Origin of the sequence: Acinetobacter sp. ANC 3882, from assembly GCF_022549545.1 — a bacterium.
Taxonomy (GTDB): Bacteria; Pseudomonadota; Gammaproteobacteria; order Pseudomonadales; family Moraxellaceae; genus Acinetobacter.
In genome coordinates this window covers 784,645-804,154 of the sequence record NZ_JAKZGB010000001.1, presented here as the reverse complement: position 1 = coordinate 804,154, position 19,510 = coordinate 784,645, and the positions used below count along the sequence as shown (strand labels likewise).

The 19,510-nt window shown below is 39.4% G+C and carries 17 protein-coding genes; 12 read left to right on the top strand and 5 right to left on the bottom strand.

The window, feature by feature from the left end; translation table 11 throughout:
* The first annotated feature begins 249 nt into the window (after positions 1-249).
* From MMO42_RS04020 to MMO42_RS04005, 4 genes are all read left to right on the top strand, one after another.
* Positions 250-2,481 carry a TonB-dependent receptor gene (locus MMO42_RS04020; protein WP_241319400.1) on the top strand — a complete coding sequence of 744 codons (2,232 nt, stop codon included), beginning with the start codon at positions 250-252 and terminating at the stop codon, positions 2,479-2,481.
* Between the two features lie 316 nt (positions 2,482-2,797).
* The gene (locus MMO42_RS04015) at positions 2,798-2,983 is read left to right on the top strand and encodes a hypothetical protein (RefSeq protein ID WP_005151956.1); all 186 of its coding nucleotides are present in this window, start codon (positions 2,798-2,800) and stop codon (positions 2,981-2,983) included.
* 326 nt (positions 2,984-3,309) lie between these two features.
* Positions 3,310-4,629, top strand: a complete 1,320-nt coding sequence (locus MMO42_RS04010; protein ID WP_004805960.1) for an NCS2 family permease — start codon at positions 3,310-3,312, stop codon at positions 4,627-4,629.
* A gap of 115 nt (positions 4,630-4,744) precedes the next feature.
* Complete coding sequence (locus MMO42_RS04005) at positions 4,745-5,743, top strand: adenosine deaminase (RefSeq protein ID WP_241319399.1); 999 nt, start codon at positions 4,745-4,747, stop codon at positions 5,741-5,743.
* A 42-nt stretch (positions 5,744-5,785) separates the two neighbouring features.
* Here the strand turns inward: MMO42_RS04005 and MMO42_RS04000 are convergent, their stop codons facing one another.
* Positions 5,786-6,340, bottom strand: a complete 555-nt coding sequence (locus tag MMO42_RS04000) for a cytochrome b (RefSeq protein WP_005211622.1) — start codon at positions 6,338-6,340, stop codon at positions 5,786-5,788.
* 224 nt (positions 6,341-6,564) lie between these two features.
* Here MMO42_RS04000 and MMO42_RS03995 point away from each other — a divergent pair, with 224 nt between their 5' ends.
* Together MMO42_RS03995 and rnhB are read left to right on the top strand one after the other, a co-directional pair.
* Entirely contained in the window at positions 6,565-6,948 is a 384-nt protein-coding gene (locus MMO42_RS03995; protein ID WP_005292968.1) for a hypothetical protein, read from the top strand.
* A 38-nt stretch (positions 6,949-6,986) separates the two neighbouring features.
* On the top strand, positions 6,987-7,553 hold the full coding sequence (gene rnhB, locus MMO42_RS03990; RefSeq protein ID WP_241319398.1) for a ribonuclease HII: 567 nt from the start codon (positions 6,987-6,989) through the stop codon (positions 7,551-7,553).
* Positions 7,554-7,610: 57 nt separating this feature from the next.
* Here rnhB and csrA read toward each other — a convergent pair whose 3' ends face one another.
* The 3 genes from csrA to alaS form a co-directional block, all read right to left on the bottom strand.
* Positions 7,611-7,874, bottom strand: coding sequence for a carbon storage regulator CsrA (gene csrA, locus MMO42_RS03985; protein WP_005151969.1), 264 nt, complete (start codon positions 7,872-7,874; stop codon positions 7,611-7,613).
* Between the two features lie 238 nt (positions 7,875-8,112).
* A complete protein-coding gene (locus tag MMO42_RS03980; protein WP_005151971.1) occupies positions 8,113-9,393 on the bottom strand; it encodes an aspartate kinase in 1,281 nt (426 codons plus the stop codon).
* Positions 9,394-9,459: 66 nt separating this feature from the next.
* On the bottom strand, positions 9,460-12,150 hold the full coding sequence (gene alaS, locus MMO42_RS03975) for an alanine--tRNA ligase (protein WP_241319397.1): 2,691 nt from the start codon (positions 12,148-12,150) through the stop codon (positions 9,460-9,462).
* Positions 12,151-12,407: 257 nt separating this feature from the next.
* Here alaS and MMO42_RS03970 point away from each other — a divergent pair, with 257 nt between their 5' ends.
* The 6 genes from MMO42_RS03970 to MMO42_RS03945 all read left to right on the top strand — a co-directional run bounded on the left by MMO42_RS03970 (position 12,408) and on the right by MMO42_RS03945 (position 18,079).
* Positions 12,408-13,433 (top strand): glyceraldehyde-3-phosphate dehydrogenase, encoded by a 1,026-nt coding sequence (locus tag MMO42_RS03970; RefSeq protein ID WP_241319396.1) that lies wholly within the window; start codon positions 12,408-12,410, stop codon positions 13,431-13,433.
* 41 nt (positions 13,434-13,474) lie between these two features.
* Entirely contained in the window at positions 13,475-13,780 is a 306-nt protein-coding gene (locus MMO42_RS03965; RefSeq protein ID WP_241319395.1) for a hypothetical protein, read from the top strand.
* An 85-nt stretch (positions 13,781-13,865) separates the two neighbouring features.
* Positions 13,866-14,930: a hypothetical protein gene (locus tag MMO42_RS03960; protein ID WP_241319394.1), complete on the top strand. Its 1,065-nt coding sequence runs from the start codon at positions 13,866-13,868 to the stop codon at positions 14,928-14,930.
* Positions 14,931-15,134: 204 nt separating this feature from the next.
* Entirely contained in the window at positions 15,135-16,301 is a 1,167-nt protein-coding gene (locus MMO42_RS03955) for an ATP phosphoribosyltransferase regulatory subunit (protein ID WP_241319393.1), read from the top strand.
* Between the two features lie 60 nt (positions 16,302-16,361).
* A complete protein-coding gene (locus MMO42_RS03950) occupies positions 16,362-17,681 on the top strand; it encodes an adenylosuccinate synthase (RefSeq protein WP_005292983.1) in 1,320 nt (439 codons plus the stop codon).
* An 80-nt stretch (positions 17,682-17,761) separates the two neighbouring features.
* Positions 17,762-18,079 carry a putative quinol monooxygenase gene (locus MMO42_RS03945; protein ID WP_241319392.1) on the top strand — a complete coding sequence of 106 codons (318 nt, stop codon included), beginning with the start codon at positions 17,762-17,764 and terminating at the stop codon, positions 18,077-18,079.
* 325 nt (positions 18,080-18,404) lie between these two features.
* Here the strand turns inward: MMO42_RS03945 and MMO42_RS03940 are convergent, their stop codons facing one another.
* Positions 18,405-19,415 carry a WYL domain-containing protein gene (locus tag MMO42_RS03940; RefSeq protein ID WP_241319391.1) on the bottom strand — a complete coding sequence of 337 codons (1,011 nt, stop codon included), beginning with the start codon at positions 19,413-19,415 and terminating at the stop codon, positions 18,405-18,407.
* Positions 19,416-19,510 lie beyond the last annotated feature (95 nt).

Here is a 19,510-nt window from a genome sequence, read left to right as displayed (position 1 = left end):
ATGTAGCCTAATGTAAAATTGTGTAGAAAAATGGAATTTACATCTCACAATATCAAAATTTAGATAAATACCTTTATCGTTTTATTGAATAGGTAAATTAATCTAAACATATTTAAAAGAATAACTAATCAAAATTAGAGATAAAAAAGAAGAAATATAGTGAAAATGAGAATTATTTTTATTAAAATTGTATCGTTTTATTATTTTTAATATTTTTTTAATTTTTGTCTGAGTTTTTTGAGAAATTTTATGAGTTCTTTACCTTTGAATATGGATCACAAGCCTATTTTTAAATTTAGCTTGTTAACCATGATGCTTCTACAAGCGCAATATGCGTTTGCCAATGAGGCGACTGGGCCAACAGCCGTCATGCCAACCATTAAAATTGAAGCAATGAGTGAGCTTGATCCAATCAAAAGTTATATTGATTATGATCAGGCAAGTGTGACTCGTAATGGTCTTAAGAAAAAAGATATCCCACAGACGATTGATACGATTGATGTGCAGAAATATAAAATTTATGGGGCAAATGACCTAAGTGTGATGTTGCAGGGGACACCAGGCGTATCAACAAGTTATGACATGCGTGGTGATGGTATTAGCCTGCGTGGCTTCAATGCAGATACAGGCGATATTTATCGTGATGGTATTCGTGAAAGTGGTCAAGTTCGCCGCAGTACTGCAAATATTGAACGTATCGAGATTTTAAAAGGTCCAGCCTCTGTACTTTATGGTCGTAGTTCAGGTGGTGGTGTAATCAATATGGTGAGTAAATTCGCCAACTTTGATTCAAAAAGCTCGGTTGGTATCTATGGTGGTTCATATGATAACTATGGAACAACTGTAGATTTAAACCAAGTCCTCACAGATAACGTTGCTGTGCGTTTAACTGGGGAATATGGAGAATCTGATAGTTTCCGTTCAGGTATTGAAAACAAAATTGAGATGTTGTCTCCAAGTTTTACCTATAAAAATGATGAGGGTTTAACTTGGACGATGCAATATACCTATGACAAATTGCACCGTGTACCTGATCGTGGGCCATCATTCACTTCGCTTCCAAAGGGAACATCGATTAAAACTGGTTTTGCTCAAGATGGTGACTACGTCAATGATGTTCTACAAGTTGCACGTTCTGACTTGAATTATGAGTTTGCACCTAACTGGAATTTTCATTGGGCTGTAAGTTACCGCCAAACTGAACAAAATTTTGATCATTTTTATGCTGGTACATATTGTGCAACTGGGGCGACAACTAGTAATGGTGAAAGTAGTAAAGAAGGTGATAGCAGCTATGTTCCTGTAGAACAACGTCGTTGTTATAATAATGTTGGAAAAATCTCTCAAATATATTATTGGCAGAAAACCAATAATAAAACGACTAGTAATACCTTTGATATTCGTGGTGAGTTTAATACAGGTCGTTTAAAGCATAATCTATTGGTAGGGGGGGATTGGACTTATGAGCAACGTGAACCATTCTTAGCCAATAAAAATGTCGATGGTTCAAGAATTGATGGATTCTATGATCCTGTAACTGGTGCACTTACACAGCAGAATCGTGGCGGTGAAAAGTTAATTAATCAACATAACTATAACCAAGGTGAAGGTTATGGCTTATTTATTCAGGACTTAATCAGTTTTAATGATTATTTTAAAGTCATGCTAGGTGGTCGCTATGACTACTATGATACTGCAACGACCAATCGTCTGACGACACCTGACGATATTAATCACAAACGCCGTATTGATGGCGAAAGCTTTAGCCCAAATATTGGCTTCGTTTGGCAGCCAACTGAACACCAAAGTCTTTATGCATCTTATAGCAAAAGTTTTGCACCCTTTGGCGGTCGTGTTGGGTTGAGTGTTGTTTCTGCCAATACTAAATTAAATACTTTTGATGCAGAACCTCAATACAATGAACAATATGAAGTGGGTATTAAAAGCGATTGGTTGAATGATCGTCTAAATACACAACTTTCTGTTTATGATATCCGTAAAAATAATATTCGTTATTTACCTGATGCTGAAAAACCTGATGATTGGGCCGTTGCTGGTCAACATGAATCTAAAGGGATTGAGTTTAGTTTTATTGGGCGTGTATTGGATAATGTCTTTATTCGCGGTGGTTATGGATATACAGACGCTAAAGTGAAAAAAGATGTCAGAACCCCTGCAAATGTAGATCATCAATTAGCACTTAATTCAAAAAATACTGGTAATCTATTTGTTCGTTATCTACCAACAGAACAATTGTATGGTGAAGTTGGTGTGACTCATGTGGGTTCATACTATACAAATGTAAATAACCAGACTGCTGTTGATGGGTTTAACCGCGTTGATGCTGCAATTGGTTACAGTGCTAATCCTTGGAACATTACGATAGCGGTCAATAACTTAACCAATAAAGAATACTGGCGTTCAGAATCTATGCCTGGTACACCACGCAACTTCTTGGTGCGTTTGAACTACCAGTTCTAATATAAATATTTGATTGTGACTTTAAGCACTTTTCCTTCGGGAAAAGTGCTTTTTATTTTTTAGATGCTGAAAATGAAGGATTTTTTCGACTATAAAGATGTAATTTTTATCTATCTTATTGAATTATATAAAATGTCATTGCTAAAAAAACTGGAATATTCTATTATTTGATTGAACGAAAATTGAGCAAAAAACTTGTTAGAATAACTATATAATTGTGATGTGGTTATCATTTGTGATTTTAATATGTGTTTTTGTTCTCGTTTGCCTTGTTTTTTGTTAATATCAAAGAAAACTTATAATAGAGATAATAATAATGAAGATTAAAATTGCGATCGTCTTGGCTTTCTCTATATTTATTTTGGGTTATGTGGCTTATGTCGATGCCCAAGCAAAGAAACGTCAAGAGTTGATGAAGATTGTTCAAGATGCTGAAAATAGCCTGAACACGATACAGCATAATCCGCATACGCATTTGTCGTCCTATCAGCGGAGTAACTAGTTTCTAGGGCTGTAATGCATTCATTATTGCGCCAATCATCCGAGATTGGATATCAAATGCGCTTTTTTTGTATTGTGGTACTCAAGTTTTGAATAGAATCTGTTAAAATATTTACCATTAAATAAAAAGCTGCATGTTGATATGCGGCTTTTTACGTTTTGATATCGGAATCGAATTTATACATATCCTCTGTATCACAAGGGCAAAGCTGGCATATAGATTGCTTTTAGCCTTGTATACCTTTTTGTGTACATTCAAAAAAGATTGCAAACACAAACGTATAGATTTCACATTCTACGATCTTAGATTTCAACAGGTGCTATGTTATGACAACGCCTAATGCTTCGGCTGGTTTGTTAGAACGCTTATTTAAGCTGAGCGAGAACAAAACCAACTTTAGAACAGAAGTTCTAGCAGGTGTAACCACATTTTTAACGATGTGTTACATCATCATTGTAAACCCACTCATTCTCTCTGAAACTGGCATGGATCATGGTGCTGTTTTTGTTGCAACCTGTTTGGCTGCGGCAATTGGGTGTTTGGTCATGGGGATTATTGCGAACTATCCAATCGCACTTGCACCTGGTATGGGCTTAAATGCTTATTTCACCTATTCTGTCTGTTTAGGTATGGGCGTACCTTGGCAAACTGCACTCGCTGCAGTCTTTGTGTCAGGTTTGGTTTTCCTTGCGATTAGTTTCTTTAAAATTCGTGAAGCGATTGTCAATGCGATTCCAATGTCACTTAAATTTGCAATTGGCGGTGGTATTGGTTTATTCCTCGCATTAATTGCACTTAAAAATGCAGGTATTATTGTTGATAATCCAGCGACCTTGGTTGGTTTAGGGGATATCAAGCAACCAACGGTATTGTTGGCACTATTCGGCTTTTTAATGATTGTGGTTTTGCACCAATTTAAAGTTCGTGGTGCGATTATTCTCAGTATTCTTGTTGTGACTGCTATTGCAACAGCAATGGGCTTGAATGAATTTAAAGGTGTTGTCGGTCAAGTTCCTTCTTTAGCACCCACCTTTATGCAAATGGACTTCGAAGGTCTATTTACAGCCAGTATGGTTGGGGTGATTTTTGTCTTCTTTATTGTTGATCTATTTGATAGTACAGGGACATTGGTTGGTGTTTCGCACCGTGCAGGCCTCTTGCAAGATGGTAAATTACCCCGGTTGAAGAAAGCATTATTCGCTGATTCAACGGCAATTGTTGCAGGCGCAGCATTAGGTACATCTTCAACCACGCCTTATATTGAATCAGCTTCAGGCGTTGCTGCTGGTGGTCGTACTGGTTTAACAGCAGTTGTGGTTGCTTTCTTGTTCATTGGCTGCTTGTTCTTGGCACCATTGGCTCAATCTGTTCCCGGTTTTGCAACAGCACCAGCGTTGTTATTCATTGGTGTGTTGATGATTCAGGGAATCACTCATATCGATTGGGATGATATCACTGAAGCTGTTCCTGCATTTTTAACCATCGTATTTATGCCATTTACCTACTCAATTGCAGATGGTATTGCGATGGGCTTTATCAGCTATGCATTGGTTAAATTACTGACAGGCAAAGCAAAGACAGTGCCTTATATGGTCTGGATTATTGCAGCGCTGTGGGTATTTAAGTTTGTTGCATTTGGTGGTTAAGCAAATTCTTTTATCATTTTCTTCTTGAGCAGTATGTGTTTACAGCTCATTGTGAAGAGAGCCTAAAAGGGCGTTATTTCGGTAACACCCTTTTTTCTTTAGACCTGGAGTTAATATGAATCAAATCGAGCTGATTCGTGCTTTACCCAAAGCCGAATTGCATGTGCATATTGAAGGGACTTTTGAACCAGAACTGATGTTTGCAATTGCACAGCGTAATCAGATTCAGATTCCTTATCAATCAGTTGAAGAAGTGAAACAAGCGTATAACTTTCATAATCTTCAATCTTTCTTAGATATTTATTATGCAGGCGCGAATGTGCTTGTGCATGAGCAGGATTTTTATGACCTTGCTTGGGCTTATTTTGAGAAATGTGCCGAAGATCGTGTGGTGCACACAGAAATGTTCTTTGACCCGCAAACACATACCGAGCGTGGTGTTGAGTTTGCAACAGTACTTGCGGGTTTAAAACGTGCCTGTACGGATGCACAAACCAAGTTGGGCATTAGTTCTCAGTTAATTATGTGTTTCTTGCGTCATTTGAGCGAAGAAAAAGCATTTGAAACGCTTGAGCAAGCTTTGCCATTTAAAGATGACATTATTGCAATTGGTTTGGATTCAAGTGAAGTTGGACATCCTCCTGCAAAATTTGAACGTGTTTTTGCCAAAGCACGTGAAGCAGGCTTTTTGATTGTTGCGCATGCAGGTGAAGAAGGTCCACCAGAATACATTTGGGAAGCTTTGGATTTATTAAAAGTAAATCGTATTGATCATGGTGTACGTTCTGAGGAAGATGAGCGTCTAATGGCGCGTTTAATCGCTGAGAAAATGCCATTAACGGTTTGTCCTTTGAGTAATTTAAAGCTTTGTGTGGTCAATGATATGGGCGAACACAATATTCGCCGTTTATTGCAAAAGGGCTTACTGGTAACGGTCAATTCAGATGATCCTTCATATTTCGGTGGTTATATGAATGATAACTTTGTTGCGATTCAGCAGGCTTTGGATTTAAGCAATGATGAATTAAAGCAATTGGCAATTAACTCTTTTGAAGCTTCATTTATTTCTGATGAAGAAAAACAAAAGTGGATTGCAGAAGTGAAAAAGATCTAAATTAAAAAAACCGCGTAAAGCGGTTTTTTTATGTCTTAAGTATTATTTAGGCTGACGCAACATGCTGAGCAAGACATTATCTTTATCGATCAGATGGTGTTTAATGGCGGCCAAAGCATGTCCAGCAACCAATAAGCCCGCAAACCAAGAAAGATAAATGTGTAAGGGTTTAACAATTGCCAGTAATTCTGGATTGTCTTGTACTAAACGTGGAATTTCGAATAAATATAAAACTGGAGCGGGGTGTCCAGCACTCCAACTAAATAAACAGCCCGTAATTGGCAGAGCGAGTAGCATTAAGTACAGGAATAAATGTCCAACATGTGCCAACATTTTCATTGTCGGTGACATGGTGTCTGGTAATTCTGGTGCAGGGTGGGTGTAGCGCCAAAAAATACGGATCACCACTAAGAAAATAATGGTTGTAGCTATATTTTTATGTAGGGTAATCACGGTTCCCTTGAAGCTACCATCAACGTCATAGCTGAGAAAGTTGCCACTGTAAAAGCCAATCAGCCAAGCAGTGATAAAAATTGCAGCCATGAGCCAATGTATAACTTGTGCCGTACGCGTGTAATATTGTGCTGAGGTTGGCATTGCAACATCCTGGCTTTGTTATAGATGGGTGTTTTTAATTCTAGTTAGCCCTTGTTCTTTCTCATATATCGGAAGTGTAACGGAGCGTTTTATGCGTAGAACGGTCATTGTTGTCTAAATCATTTATCATTGTTTAATTATGTAAATATGAAGCTGAGTCATATCATAAAAGCCGTCATTTAGGCACAATACGCCTGCCAAAATTTAGATACAGGATAGAAATTATGAAAAAGTTGGTACTTATTGTTGCCCCTGTCGTTTTAGCTTTGAGTGGTTGTGTTACCCCAGATGGAAATAACTCAGCGGGTACAACTTCACAGCAGTTAGGTATGGCAGCGTTAAAAGTTGCTGTAAATGCGAAATGTATTAATGAGATTAATACACTACCAGCGTGGAAAACAGCGACACGTGTAATGACAGCAGAGCAGCGTGACAATATCCAAACTGAAGTGTGTGGTTGTGTCAGTGAAAAAGCGCCAAACAGCGTTACAGCAGTTGAATTAGCAACCGCTGCGATTGATCCAACAGCACGTGCGACGATTGTGACTCAAGTCGTTTCTCAAACTGTAAATGCATGCGTAGCTGAAACGTTCAAGAAAGCCGGTTAATAAGATAAGGCTGAGTCATCAGCCTTTAGAGATTTTATATGAAAGTTGCTGGTGTAGATGAGGCAGGGCGTGGGCCTTTAGTGGGTTCCGTTGTTGCTGCTGCAGTTATTTTAGATCCGAATAATCCGATTGAGGGTTTAAATGATTCTAAAAAGCTGACTGAAAAAAAACGGGAAAAACTGTTCTTAGAGATTCAGGAAAAAGCTTTGGCTTGGTCCATTGCCGAAGCAACACATGCTGAAATTGATGAGTTTAATATTTTACAAGCGACTTTTCTTGCGATGCGTCGTGCAGTTGAAGCATTAAATACTCAGCCTGTCAAAGTGATTGTGGATGGCAATCAGATTCCAAAGGGAATCACCATTCCTTGTGAAGCAATTGTCGGTGGTGATGCCAGCCATGCAGAGATTAGTGCTGCCAGTATTTTGGCGAAAGTCACACGTGATCGGCAAATGTATGAGTTGGATCAGCAATACCCAGACTATGGTTTTGCTAAACATAAGGGATATCCAACCAAAGCACATTTTGAAGCGATTTCGGCTCATGGTGTGATTGATCAACACCGTCGTAGCTATGGACCTGTAAAGAAAGTTTTAGGTCTATAAAAACAATTAAAGCGACTAAGAATAGTCGCTTTAATTTTTGGAGAAGCACACAGGGTATTAACGATTGAAGTTATTATTTCGAGGAAAATCGTTATTATCTTCTTCAAAAGAATGTTGAAAATCTTGATCAAGATGTTGCAGATGCTCATGCATGGCACGTTCATGTTGGATACGTTGGTAAATTTCCTCACGATGCACAGAAACTTCTTTTGGAGCATTTACACCAATACGCACCTGATTGCCTTTTACGCCAAGCACAGTAACACTGACTTGATCCCCAATCATTAATGTTTCTCCGACACGACGGGTCAGAATCAGCATGTTTATCTCCTTGCTAAACGCTTAAACTTGCGACAGGGAATTCATTGTTCGAAAGCACAGCTTAATATACAGAAAATTCTAACAGAAATATGTAAAAAACATTTTTTTTCGTAAGTTCTGTGAGAATCATCTTTACAACCTCAAGGCCTAATATAACAGAGCCACTATAAAAAAAACTATAGTGGCTCTGTTTTTTTTCTTATTTACTTGCGAGTAAATATGTTTAAGCAGCTATTAATTAAGCACGTACACTGCTTTCGCCATGTTCACGATCTAAACCAAAAGCTGTATGTAAACAACGAACTGCTAGCTCTAAGTAATTTTCTTCGATGATCACAGAAATCTTAATTTCTGATGTAGAAATCATGAGAATATTAATGCTTTCTTCAGCCAATGCAGTAAACATTTTGCTTGCTACACCCGCATGAGAACGCATACCTACACCAACGATAGACACTTTTACGATGTCATCACGCGTCACAACTTCACAACCTTCAATACTGTTGGCTGTTTGATCTAAAATTGCTTTTGCTTTTGCTAAGTCATTACGATTTACAGTAAAAGTAAAATCAGTTGTGCCATCTTCTTCAACATTTTGGATTATCATATCCACTTCAATGTTTGCATCACTGATTGGTGACAAGATTTTAGAGGCAATACCTGGTTCGTCAGGAACACCCAAAATTGTTAATTTTGCTTCGTCACGGTTAAATGCAATACCTGCGATGATTGGTTGTTCCATGTCGTCTTCTGCCTCAGTCGTAATTAGTGTGCCTACGTTTTGTTTGAAATCTTCATCAAATGCACCATCGTCATCATTATCAAAGCTTGATAACACGCGTAATGGAACTTGATATTTGCCTGCGAATTCAACAGAGCGAATTTGTAAAACTTTTGAACCTAAAGATGCCATTTCAAGCATTTCTTCAAAAGAAATGCGATCAATTTTCTTCGCTTTTGGTGCAACACGCGGGTCAGTGGTGTAAACACCATCAACATCTGTATAAATTTGGCACTCATCTGCTTTTAACGCTGCTGCAAGTGCAACACCAGATGTATCAGAACCGCCACGACCTAAAGTTGTGATATTGCCATTGGCATCAAAACCTTGGAAACCAGCAACAACAATGACACGACCAGCATCTAAATCATTGCTCATCACATCAGTATCAATCGATTCGATACGTGCTTTGGTAAACGCGCTGTCCGTTTTAATACCAACTTGACGACCTGTATATGATTTAGCTTCTACACCAATAGAATTCAGTGCCATCGCTAACATGGAAATCGTTACTTGTTCACCCGTTGACACCATTTGATCTAATTCACGTGGGTCAGGGGTGCTGGTAATGGCTTTGGCAAGCGCAAGTAAGCGGTTAGTTTCACCACTCATTGCTGATACAACCACGACCACTTTGTGACCATGATCATGCCAACGCTTGACACGATGAGCAACATTTAAAATGCGCTCAGGAGTACCCATAGAGGTACCGCCATATTTTTGAACGATTAATGCCATAGTTGTTCCATATAAGCCATGACCCTGAGAGGCATCAGGGTCAGTTACACAAAAGTGAAGTCTTTATTATTGCTCAAGCCAAGCAGGTAATGCTGCGATGACTTGATCAAACTTCTCGTTAAGTGGCGCGCCACCTTGTGCTAAGTCAGGTTTACCACCACCTTTACCACCAAGCTCTTGAGCTAAATGTTTGATGATGTCACCTGCTTTTAGAGTTGCAGCGTATTGTTTAGCGACGGAAGCGATTAAACTCACTTTATCACCTTCAACACCAGCTAAAATAATGACTGCATCTTCTAATTTTGATTTTACGCTGTCATGAAGATTGCGTAATGATTTGGCATCTAAACCTTTTACCGATGTGATAAGCGTTTGACGGCCAGCAATTTCTTTCACTTGATCTAAAAGTTCAGCTGCTTGGAAGCTCGCTAACTTTTGATTCAATTGTTCGATTTGCTTTTGTAAGCTAGAAGCAGTTTCAACAATGGCTTCCACTTTCTCTACAGTTTGGTCTTTTTGCGCTTTCAACAAACCGTTGATGGTTTGGATATCAGTTTCTGTTTTTTGAACAACTTCAAGCGCCTTGGTGCCAGTCACAGCTTCAATACGACGAACGCCCGCAGCGACACCACCTTCAGAGGTGATTTTGAAGAGACCAATATCACCAGTACGCTTAACGTGAATACCGCCACACAGTTCGATAGAGAAGTTTTTCTCTTCAATCACAGAACCCATAGACAGGACGCGAACTTCTTCACCATACTTTTCACCAAACAGCATCATTGCGCCTTTGGCTTTTGCAGATTCAATATCCAACAATTCAGTCGTTACAGGGCTGTTGGCAATCACTTCAGCATTGACTAAACGCTCGATCTGTTGCAACTGTTCAAACGAAACAGGTTGGTCATTGGCAAAGTCGAAACGTAAAATATCACTCGCAACCAAAGAACCTTTCTGTTGAACATGTTCACCCAGAATTTGGCGCAAAGCAGCATGTAGAAGGTGAGTCGCAGAGTGATTACGTGCCGTTGCTGCACGAATGTCTACTTTTACTGTCGCTTCAACGTTTTGAGTTGCTTTCAGGCTACCCATGGTCACGATACCTTGATGAACAAAAGCACCACCAGATTTTTTAGTATCTTGTACTTCAAAGATACCTGTATCGTTTTTGAATAGACCTGTATCGCCGATTTGACCACCGCTTTCCGCGTAGAAAGGGGTTTGGTTCAAGACAATAAGGGCTTCATCACCTTCATTGATTTCATCAACTTGAACGCCATCTTTGTAGATTGCAACAATTTGACCGTGGCCTTGAGTTGCATCATAGCCATCAAATTGAGTTTCGCCTTCAACTTTTACGATGCTGTTATAGTCAACTGCAAATTTACCTGCATCACGTGCGCGCTGACGTTGTGCCGCCATTTCAACTTCGAAGCCAGCTTCATCAATCGTAAGGTCACGTTCACGCGCGATATCAGCCGTTAAATCTGTTGGGAAGCCGTAAGTATCATAAAGTTTAAATACAGTTTCACCTGGGATGACATTGCCTTTCAGTTGAGCCAATTCACCTTCGAGTAATTTCAAGCCTTGCTCAAGTGTTTTAGCAAATTGCTCTTCTTCTTTAAGCAGTTGCGCTTCGATGCGTGCTTGCTGTGCTGCTAGTTCAGGATAGGCTTCACCCATCACTTCAATCAGCGGTTGTAACATCTTGTAGAAGAACGAACCTGTTGCGCCCAATTTGTTGCCATGACGTACTGCACGACGAATGATACGACGCAACACATAGCCACGACCTTCATTTGAAGGGTTTACACCATCGGCAATCAAGAATGAACATGAGCGAGCATGGTCTGCAATGACTTTTAAAGATGCTGGATATTCAACAGGTTTATTTTGTGCTTTCGCTTCAGCTTCAATTACAGTGGTATCTAGACCAATGATGTCAGCTGCTGCTTTTAATAAGTGCTGGAACAGGTCAATTTCGTAGTTTGAATTAACGTGTTGTAAAACAGCAGAAATACGCTCCAAGCCCATACCTGTATCAACAGAAGGTGCTGGAAGAGGGTGCATAACACCATCTGCAGTACGGTTGAACTGCATGAATACGTTGTTCCAGATTTCGATGAAACGATCGCCATCTTCTTCTGGTGTACCTGGTAAACCACCCCAAATGTGATCGCCATGGTCAAAGAAAATTTCAGAACATGGACCACAAGGGCCTGTATCGCCCATTGCCCAGAAGTTATCTGATGCGTATTTTCCGCCTTTGTTATCGCCGATACGGATAATACGATCTGCGTCTAAGCCAATTTCTTTATTCCAAATTTCAAACGCTTCATCATCGGTATGATAAACCGTTGCATATAAACGATCTTTTGGCAGTGCTAACCATTGCTCACTGGTCAAGAAATCCCAAGCAAATTTCAACGCATCGCGTTTGAAGTAATCACCAAAAGAGAAGTTACCCAACATTTCAAAGAAAGTGTGGTGACGTGCGGTATAACCGACATTGTCGAGGTCGTTGTGCTTACCGCCTGCACGGACACATTTTTGTGATGAAACTGCGCGGACATAGTCGCGTTTTTCTAAACCTAAGAAACAATCTTTAAACTGGTTCATACCAGCATTGGTAAACAGCAAAGTTGGGTCGTTGGCAGGAACGAGAGAACTCGAAGCAACACGTGTATGGCCTTGCGATTCGAAATAACGCAAAAAGGCTTCACGGATTTCAGCTGATGTCATAAAGCGAGTACTCACAACCAAGACACTCCATAATTTTGAATTTGGCTATATGCAACAAAGTCCGTTGTTTTTGATGTTCTACAATCGAACCCATTGCGTGGCATAGATTTTAAAGGTGCTAAATTATAACGGAAAATACGCCCCTCACCAACGATTTTGCAAGCAATATCATATAAAACTGTGTTTAAGCTAAAAATCTATATTCAACAACGCGCTTGATGTTTTACCATATAGCATAGAAAAGATGATGTTTTTATGAATAAGGACCCTACATGCAACGTATCGCTATCAATGGATTTGGTCGAATTGGTCGAAATGTATTACGTGCATGGTTTGAAAGTCCAAAACAGTTTCAATTTGAAATCGTTGCCATCAATGACATTGCCGATGTGCAAACTTTGGTGCACCTGTTCAAGTACGACACCACACATGGGCGTTTTGCAGGACAAGTTCAAATTTTGATTGAAAATGAACATATTTTTCTCAGTATTCAGTCCAATCAACGTCAATTAAAGCTACAGGTTTTTAAGCAGGCGCAACCTGAGTTATTGCCTTGGGCAGACTTAAACATAGATGTGGTGCTGGAATGTACAGGTTTATTCCGCTCACGTGTTGATGCGACTCGCCATGTTGAGGCAGGCGCGAAGCGTGTCATTATCGGTGCTGCGCCTTTTGACTCAGTTGATGCTGCCATTGTCTACGGTGTCAATCATGCTGAGGTAAAAGCCACAGATCAAATTATTTCCAGTGTGTCTTGTACTACTCAGGCTTTGGTTCCCTTGGTCAAAATCATTGATGATGCTTTTGGTATTGATACTGCATTAATGACAGAAATCCATGCAGTCACAGCGGATCAATCAGTATTAGACCATGCACATCGAGATTTACGTCGCGCACGCGCGTCAGGTCAAAATATTATTCCAACCACATCGAGTGCATTAGGTGCATTAAAACAAGTCATGCCAAAAATGGAAGATCGTATCGATGGTTATTCGATTCGTGTACCGACCATTAATGTGGCCGCGATTGATTTAAGCTTTGTTTCGCATTCACCCATTACCGTGCATAAAGTGAATGAAGTTTTGAGCAAAGCAGCTCAGTTTGATTATGCACAGATTATGCAGGTGACGGATGAAGATCTGGTTTCAAGTGATTTTAATCATTCGCCATATTCATTGATCGTCGATTTAACGCAAACCATGGTAGTGGGACATCAAGCGAAAGTATTTGCGTGGTATGATAATGAATGGGGATATGCAAATCGTTTACTGGATTTGTGTGAATCGTTTTGTGATTAATTGTTTAATAAAATATAAAAAATAATGTGGAGTAATAGTTGATGTTGATTTGGGGATTTATTGCTGTTTTATTGGCGGCGGTTGTGTTTTTATTTTGGTTGCAGTTTAAAAATGTAGAAGTACAAAACCAAGATGTTCAAGTTTTGCAACTTGAGGAAAAAGTTGTACATTTAGAACTACATCTGAAAAAGAGTTTGGAAATCATGCAGGATTTGGCAAAGAAAATGCATGTGCAACAGGAAGTGCTTGATAGAACCGTGGCCAATATTGCGGCTTTAGAAAAGCAAAATGTTGAATTAGTGAATGTGTTGGAGATTATCGTGAAGGGCGGAGATAAAAACCTTTAAGATTTTTAATTTTTTTTGTATTAAATGAAGCTAATTTATATAATATGATTTCCAAAATAACTAATATTAGTATTACAGTGATTGTATGAACATTAATTTTAAGAAACGTAATTTTTTGCTTATTTCGACCTCTATGGTTTTGACAGCATGTGGTGGTGGATCAGGTCAGAATAATGATGCAAGTGTGGTGGAAAAGCCAACTCAAGAGGATATTCTTTATCAAGTTTATTATCAATCTCCTAATATTTCTTTAAATATTTATTCGGATTATTTCGAAATTACCTCGTATTCAATTTTAAAAAATGAGTTTAATTTCAGCAAATCACATAATCAACCTTTAGAGCAGCAGATACTGACTGAGACTAAAATTTTAGAAAAAGGAACGCCACAGACGAACATCGTTAAACGAATATCTTCTACCCAATGGCTGTATGAACGTACTGCAGATCTTAAACAGAACCTGAATTTTGAGGTAGTGAAATTAGACGGAGAAAATATATTCGATCGTATGTTGCCTGGTTATAGAGAAAACTTTGATTTAATTGCGACGCCAACTCGACTTGATCAAGATTTAATTAAGTTTTATCAAAATTATAAAGATTCAGTATTTCCCAAAGACAGTTATTGCTATCGTTTAAAAGAAACTCAATGGAGTCAGTCTTTTCTAGAGTCTGGGTTGGTATTTTCTCCTTTCTCATTTTTTAATGAGCAAAAGCAGCAAATGCTTTCTAGGTATAATAATTTAGGTGAAGACAAAAAGTATTTTAAGTTTTTAGATACTCAATGGCATGGTTATAACTTAATTTCATTAGATAATTTAGAAACAGGCCAAACACAGAGTTTATTGGGAAATCGAGACAATCAGGCAGCAGATATTCAATTTGTTTCAAGTACTTTATGGAATGTGGATAAAAATTTGAACTATGAGAAAAGTCATCTCTATTCGGGTGGAGACACTCCAATAGATTTATGGATGATGCAAAATCAACGTTTAAATATCGCCAAACTAGAAAAAGGCTGTTTTGCATTCAATACACAGGCAATCAGTGCAGTAAAAAAATTAAACTTGATCAACTGGAAGCAGGGTGATAGTTCAGATGTTGGGCAGTTCTTAGGGGCAAGAACATGGACTTATCGTCTTAGTGAATAGTTTTAATTTGTTGAATCTATTCGTTAATTTTTCCTGTTTAATTAAGTTGGTTGATCATTAATCCCGAAAGATTTATTCAAATTCGAAGGTGCATCGCATAAATCTTCGTGCTACACTACGCTGAATCGGGCATTCACCCGATTTTTTTATGTGGTTGCTTTTTGTGTGGATGCTTCCACATTGAACAGATTTTAGGTTTGGAACATGGCCATTTCAGAGACATGGTTGCTCCCTGACGGGGTAGCAGATGTATTGCCAGAACAAGCGCAAGTTGTTGAAACATTGCGTCGAGAAGCTTTAGATTTCCTCGCAGTTCGAGGTTATCAATTGGTGTATACGCCATTTATTGAATACATCGAATCGCTCTCTCTACTTTCAGAATCTAATCAAGATTTAGATTTAGTTACCTTCAAAGTGATTGATCAACTTTCTGGTCGTTTACTCGGTGTACGTGCGGATATGACACCGCAAGTGGCACGTATTGATGCCCATGTTCGACCAATTGAAGGCGTGGCACGTTATTGCTATGCAGGTTCAGTTTTACATACTAAACCACAGAATTTTAATGCAACACGCGCACCGTTACAGTTAGGTGCAGAGTTGTATGGTCATGACAGCATTGAAGCTGATGTCGAAATGATCAATGTCATGTTGGCATTAATTGAACATACCCATACTTTAGATGGTGTTCATTTAGATTTAGGCCATGTCGGTTTATTCCGTAGTCTGGTTAAACGCGCTGGTCTAAATAAAAATACCGAAAGCGAACTTTCTGATTTATATCAGCGTAAGGCTTTCCCTGAGTTAGAAGAATTCACTCAAGATTTAGTGATGGGTGCGGATTTTTATGCTTTAGGTCGTTATGCAAGTGACTTGAATGCATTAGAAACACATTTAAGCCAAGATATTTTAAATGATGCTGATTTCAAAAATGCATTAGATGCGTTGAAATCTACATTCGTGCAAATTCAATCTCGTTGGTCGAATCTGAACATTGGGATAGATGTGGTTGAATTACGCAGCTATCACTATCATACAGGTTTGATGTATGCCATTTATGCACCAAATCGTGCAGCGCCACTGGCTCAAGGTGGGCGTTATGATGGAATTGGTGAGCATTTTGGACGTGCACGTCCAGCAACAGGATTTAGTTGTGATTTATATGCTTTAGGCGCAACACAGTTTGTTGAAATTAACACTGTAGTTGCTCCTAGAGGGAATGACCAAGATTTATTCAATGCAATTGCAGAGGCACGTAGCAAAGGTTTGCGTGTCGTGCAGTTGTTAGGTCATGACGATTTAAGCTCAGTGCCTTATGCGACCCATAAAATGGTGTCTCAAAACGGCCAATGGGTGATTGAAAAGATTTAATTGCTAAGTTGCTTAACGACTTAGTTTCCAATTTTAACAGCATGATGTAATGAGGCTATTATGGGCAAAAATGTTGTGGTACTTGGTACCCAATGGGGCGACGAAGGAAAAGGTAAAATCGTCGACCTGCTCACAGATCAAGCGGCAGCGGTAGTTCGCTATCAAGGCGGACACAACGCAGGTCATACGCTTGTCGTAGGTGGTAAGAAGACTGTATTACACCTCATTCCATCAGGTATTTTACGTGAAAACGTATTGTGCTTAATCGGGAATGGTGTTGTTCTTTCTCCTGAAGCCCTAATTAAAGAAATGGCGATCTTGGAAAGTGAAGGCGTACCTGTTAAAGAGCGTTTACGTATTTCTCCAAACTGCCCACTTATTTTGCCAAACCACATCGCGCTTGACCAAGCACGTGAGAAAAAACGTGGCAATGCAAAAATTGGTACAACAGGTCGTGGTATTGGACCAGCTTACGAAGATAAAGTTGCACGTCGTGCTGTACGCGTAGCAGACTTGATTCGTGGCGGTGCGTTACTTGAAGCACAACTCAAAGAAATGCTTGAGCTTCATAACTTCCAATTGTCTCAATTTTATGGCGTTGAAGAAGTTAAGTTTGAAGATGTGCTTGCGCTTTGCAATGAATGGCGTGAAGTCCTTGCACCTTTAGTCATTGACGTGACTAAAGTGTTACATGATTACCGTAAAGAAGGTAAGGCAATCATGTTTGAAGGTGCGCAAGGTTCATTGCTTGACATCGATCATGGTACTTATCCATTCGTAACAAGCTCAAATACCACTGCTGGTGGTGTGAGCTCTGGTTCAGGTATGGGGCCACTTCATTTGGACTATGTGTTGGGTATTACCAAAGCCTATACAACACGTGTAGGTGCGGGTCCATTCCCAACTGAGTTGCACTATGATGCTGCGACAGATACAGGTGATGCAATTGGTCGCCATTTAGGTACTGTGGGTCACGAGTTTGGTGCATCTACTGGTCGTCAACGTCGTTGTGGTTGGTTCGATGCTGAAATCTTGCGCCGTTCTGTTGAAGTGAACTCGTTGTCTGGTATCTGCTTAACTAAGCTTGATGTATTAGATGGCCTAGAAGAAGTTAAAATCTGTGTGGGCTATGAAGATGTCGATTCAGGCTGTGCAGGTTCTTCTGATGCTATTTCATTCGAAAGCTTGAAGCCAATTTATGAAACCATGCCTGGTTGGAGTGATTCTACTGTTGGTTTAACTCAAATTGATCAACTTCCTGCAAATGCGTTGGCTTATGTACGTCGTATTGAAACTTTAATTGGTTGCCCAATTGATATCGTTTCAACAGGTCCTGACCGTGCAGAAACAATTGTATTGCGTCATCCATTTTCAGCATAAGCTGAGTCGATGACAAGAAAGCTCTCAAATTTGATTTGGGAGCTTTTTTTATGGCGGTTATTTAGAAAAAGAGTTGAGAGATGACTTTAAAATTGATTGCTGAAGACTTTATCCAGCCAGACTGTATCGACATCGTTTTACCGCTTTATCAGGAGCTTGTCGAAAAAACTCGGACTGAAGCTGGATGTATTGCTTATGATCTTTATCATGATCATAAACAGATAGGCCATTTTGTTTTTATTGAAGAATGGGTTGATCGTTCAGCATTAGAGCGACATGTGCAGTCTGAGCATTTTCAGTGCTTAGTGCCTCAAATTGATCAGTATCAAACTCAGGCTGGACGTTTTACCTATCTACATGGTTTCGAGACATTATTGTCAAAGAAAGAAGATCAATAATTTAATTTGCGAGCACTGAACAGTAATAGCAAAAAAACAGCTTTTGATTCCAATCTTTGTTATTTCACAGCCTAAAAAATCCTCGTTATATTGGCTTTACGTTCAAACAAAGAGGGTTTAACCATGACGAAAAAGAGAATCCGCTACAATGGCTATGAATTGGCGTGCCGATGTTAATTTAAATCGAAGCGCTTAAAAAGGTACAAACCAATTTTGATCAAGGCGGGGAGAGAGGTTGGTTTGAACATTTAAAGAATAAAAATAAATCTGAGTGTTTGATAATAAAATATATAAAAAGTCGAAGAGAACCGAAAGGTTCTCTTTTTTATTGAGGTGTTTCCTCAATCTCTCTCACTGCATTGTAAGCCGCAGCAGGTTCAATATTCAGCATTTTCTTACCAAAGCTTCTGAGCCACCATACCAGTTGTGAGGTAAATGGGACAGTTGCAGACACTTCAACAATATTTTCTTCCAGATGTTGGATGATTTGATCCTTACTCAATTGGCTTTCGTAAAAGCTTTTTGCTGTACTTTCCGTCATGGTGAGCTTTAAATGAATCTGTTCAGTTGGTTTGTTATAGTCAACGCGGAAACCAAGAGCCCCTGATTCAATATAATTATCAATTTCAAAGTTCACAGGATGTAAGGCGCGACTATCCAAGACTGTTGCTGCTTTAAAGCGGTGCAAAGCAAAGGTTTGTACTTCGGTTTTATCGTTTCGGGTACAGATTAAATAAATCACTGCACCTTTTTGAACCAAAGCCAGTGGATTGAGGATATAGGTCTTATCTTCGCCTTGGTGGGTTCTGGCGCGGTAAATACATTCGATTTGTTTGTCTTGTAATAACCCTTCGTAAATCGCTTGCTGCGCATGTTTGTCTACGACTGGCGGAATCAATGGTTGTGTGGCAGGCACTATACGAACACGGTTAATCCATTGTCGAACATTGTTCTGAGTCGATAGGCTGCGTTTGGCAAGATCAAACCAAGGCGTCATTTCCTCTAATAAGCTTGGTGGGAGCAAGTGACGTAAATGCTCTTCAACCATCATAAAGGTGACTGCTTGCGAGCTGGTCATGTGCGGCAAGCTTTGAATGGGTGCGTCTGAACGCCAACGCCAACCTTGCGGTACGGTCTTATTACTCTCAATCGGGAAACGTTGTGCAATCTGGTTTAAATCACGCTGGATGGTACGCAGACTGATATCAATGCCTTCGCGTTCTAATATTTCTTGTAATTCACGGGTACCCATCCATTTCCCAGTCGAAAGGCGGGATAAAATTTGCCATTGGCGATAAAGGCTATTGGATGTTTCTTTTTCTTGTACGGATGACATAAGCGAAATACGTAATTCAATGGTCTAAAGCAGACACAATAAAAAAACTATACTTAATTATCAAGTCCATCCTATCCAGATTACGTATTTACGAC

Bases quoted from the DNA above. Each gene is read 5' to 3' on its own strand.
- MMO42_RS04020 (WP_241319400.1), top strand. From the start codon at position 250: ATGAGTTCTTTACCTTTGAATATGGATCACAAGCCTATTTTTAAATTT.
- MMO42_RS04015 (WP_005151956.1), top strand. From the start codon at position 2,798: ATGAAGATTAAAATTGCGATCGTCTTGGCTTTCTCTATATTTATTTTG.
- MMO42_RS04010 (WP_004805960.1), top strand. From the start codon at position 3,310: ATGACAACGCCTAATGCTTCGGCTGGTTTGTTAGAACGCTTATTTAAG.
- MMO42_RS04005 (WP_241319399.1), top strand. From the start codon at position 4,745: ATGAATCAAATCGAGCTGATTCGTGCTTTACCCAAAGCCGAATTGCAT.
- MMO42_RS04000 (WP_005211622.1), bottom strand. From the start codon at position 6,340: ATGCCAACCTCAGCACAATATTACACGCGTACGGCACAAGTTATACAT.
- MMO42_RS03995 (WP_005292968.1), top strand. From the start codon at position 6,565: ATGAAAAAGTTGGTACTTATTGTTGCCCCTGTCGTTTTAGCTTTGAGT.
- rnhB (WP_241319398.1), top strand. From the start codon at position 6,987: ATGAAAGTTGCTGGTGTAGATGAGGCAGGGCGTGGGCCTTTAGTGGGT.
- csrA (WP_005151969.1), bottom strand. From the start codon at position 7,874: ATGCTGATTCTGACCCGTCGTGTCGGAGAAACATTAATGATTGGGGAT.
- MMO42_RS03980 (WP_005151971.1), bottom strand. From the start codon at position 9,393: ATGGCATTAATCGTTCAAAAATATGGCGGTACCTCTATGGGTACTCCT.
- MMO42_RS03970 (WP_241319396.1), top strand. From the start codon at position 12,408: ATGCAACGTATCGCTATCAATGGATTTGGTCGAATTGGTCGAAATGTA.
- MMO42_RS03965 (WP_241319395.1), top strand. From the start codon at position 13,475: ATGTTGATTTGGGGATTTATTGCTGTTTTATTGGCGGCGGTTGTGTTT.
- MMO42_RS03960 (WP_241319394.1), top strand. From the start codon at position 13,866: ATGAACATTAATTTTAAGAAACGTAATTTTTTGCTTATTTCGACCTCT.
- MMO42_RS03955 (WP_241319393.1), top strand. From the start codon at position 15,135: ATGGCCATTTCAGAGACATGGTTGCTCCCTGACGGGGTAGCAGATGTA.
- MMO42_RS03950 (WP_005292983.1), top strand. From the start codon at position 16,362: ATGGGCAAAAATGTTGTGGTACTTGGTACCCAATGGGGCGACGAAGGA.
- MMO42_RS03945 (WP_241319392.1), top strand. From the start codon at position 17,762: ATGACTTTAAAATTGATTGCTGAAGACTTTATCCAGCCAGACTGTATC.
- MMO42_RS03940 (WP_241319391.1), bottom strand. From the start codon at position 19,415: ATGTCATCCGTACAAGAAAAAGAAACATCCAATAGCCTTTATCGCCAA.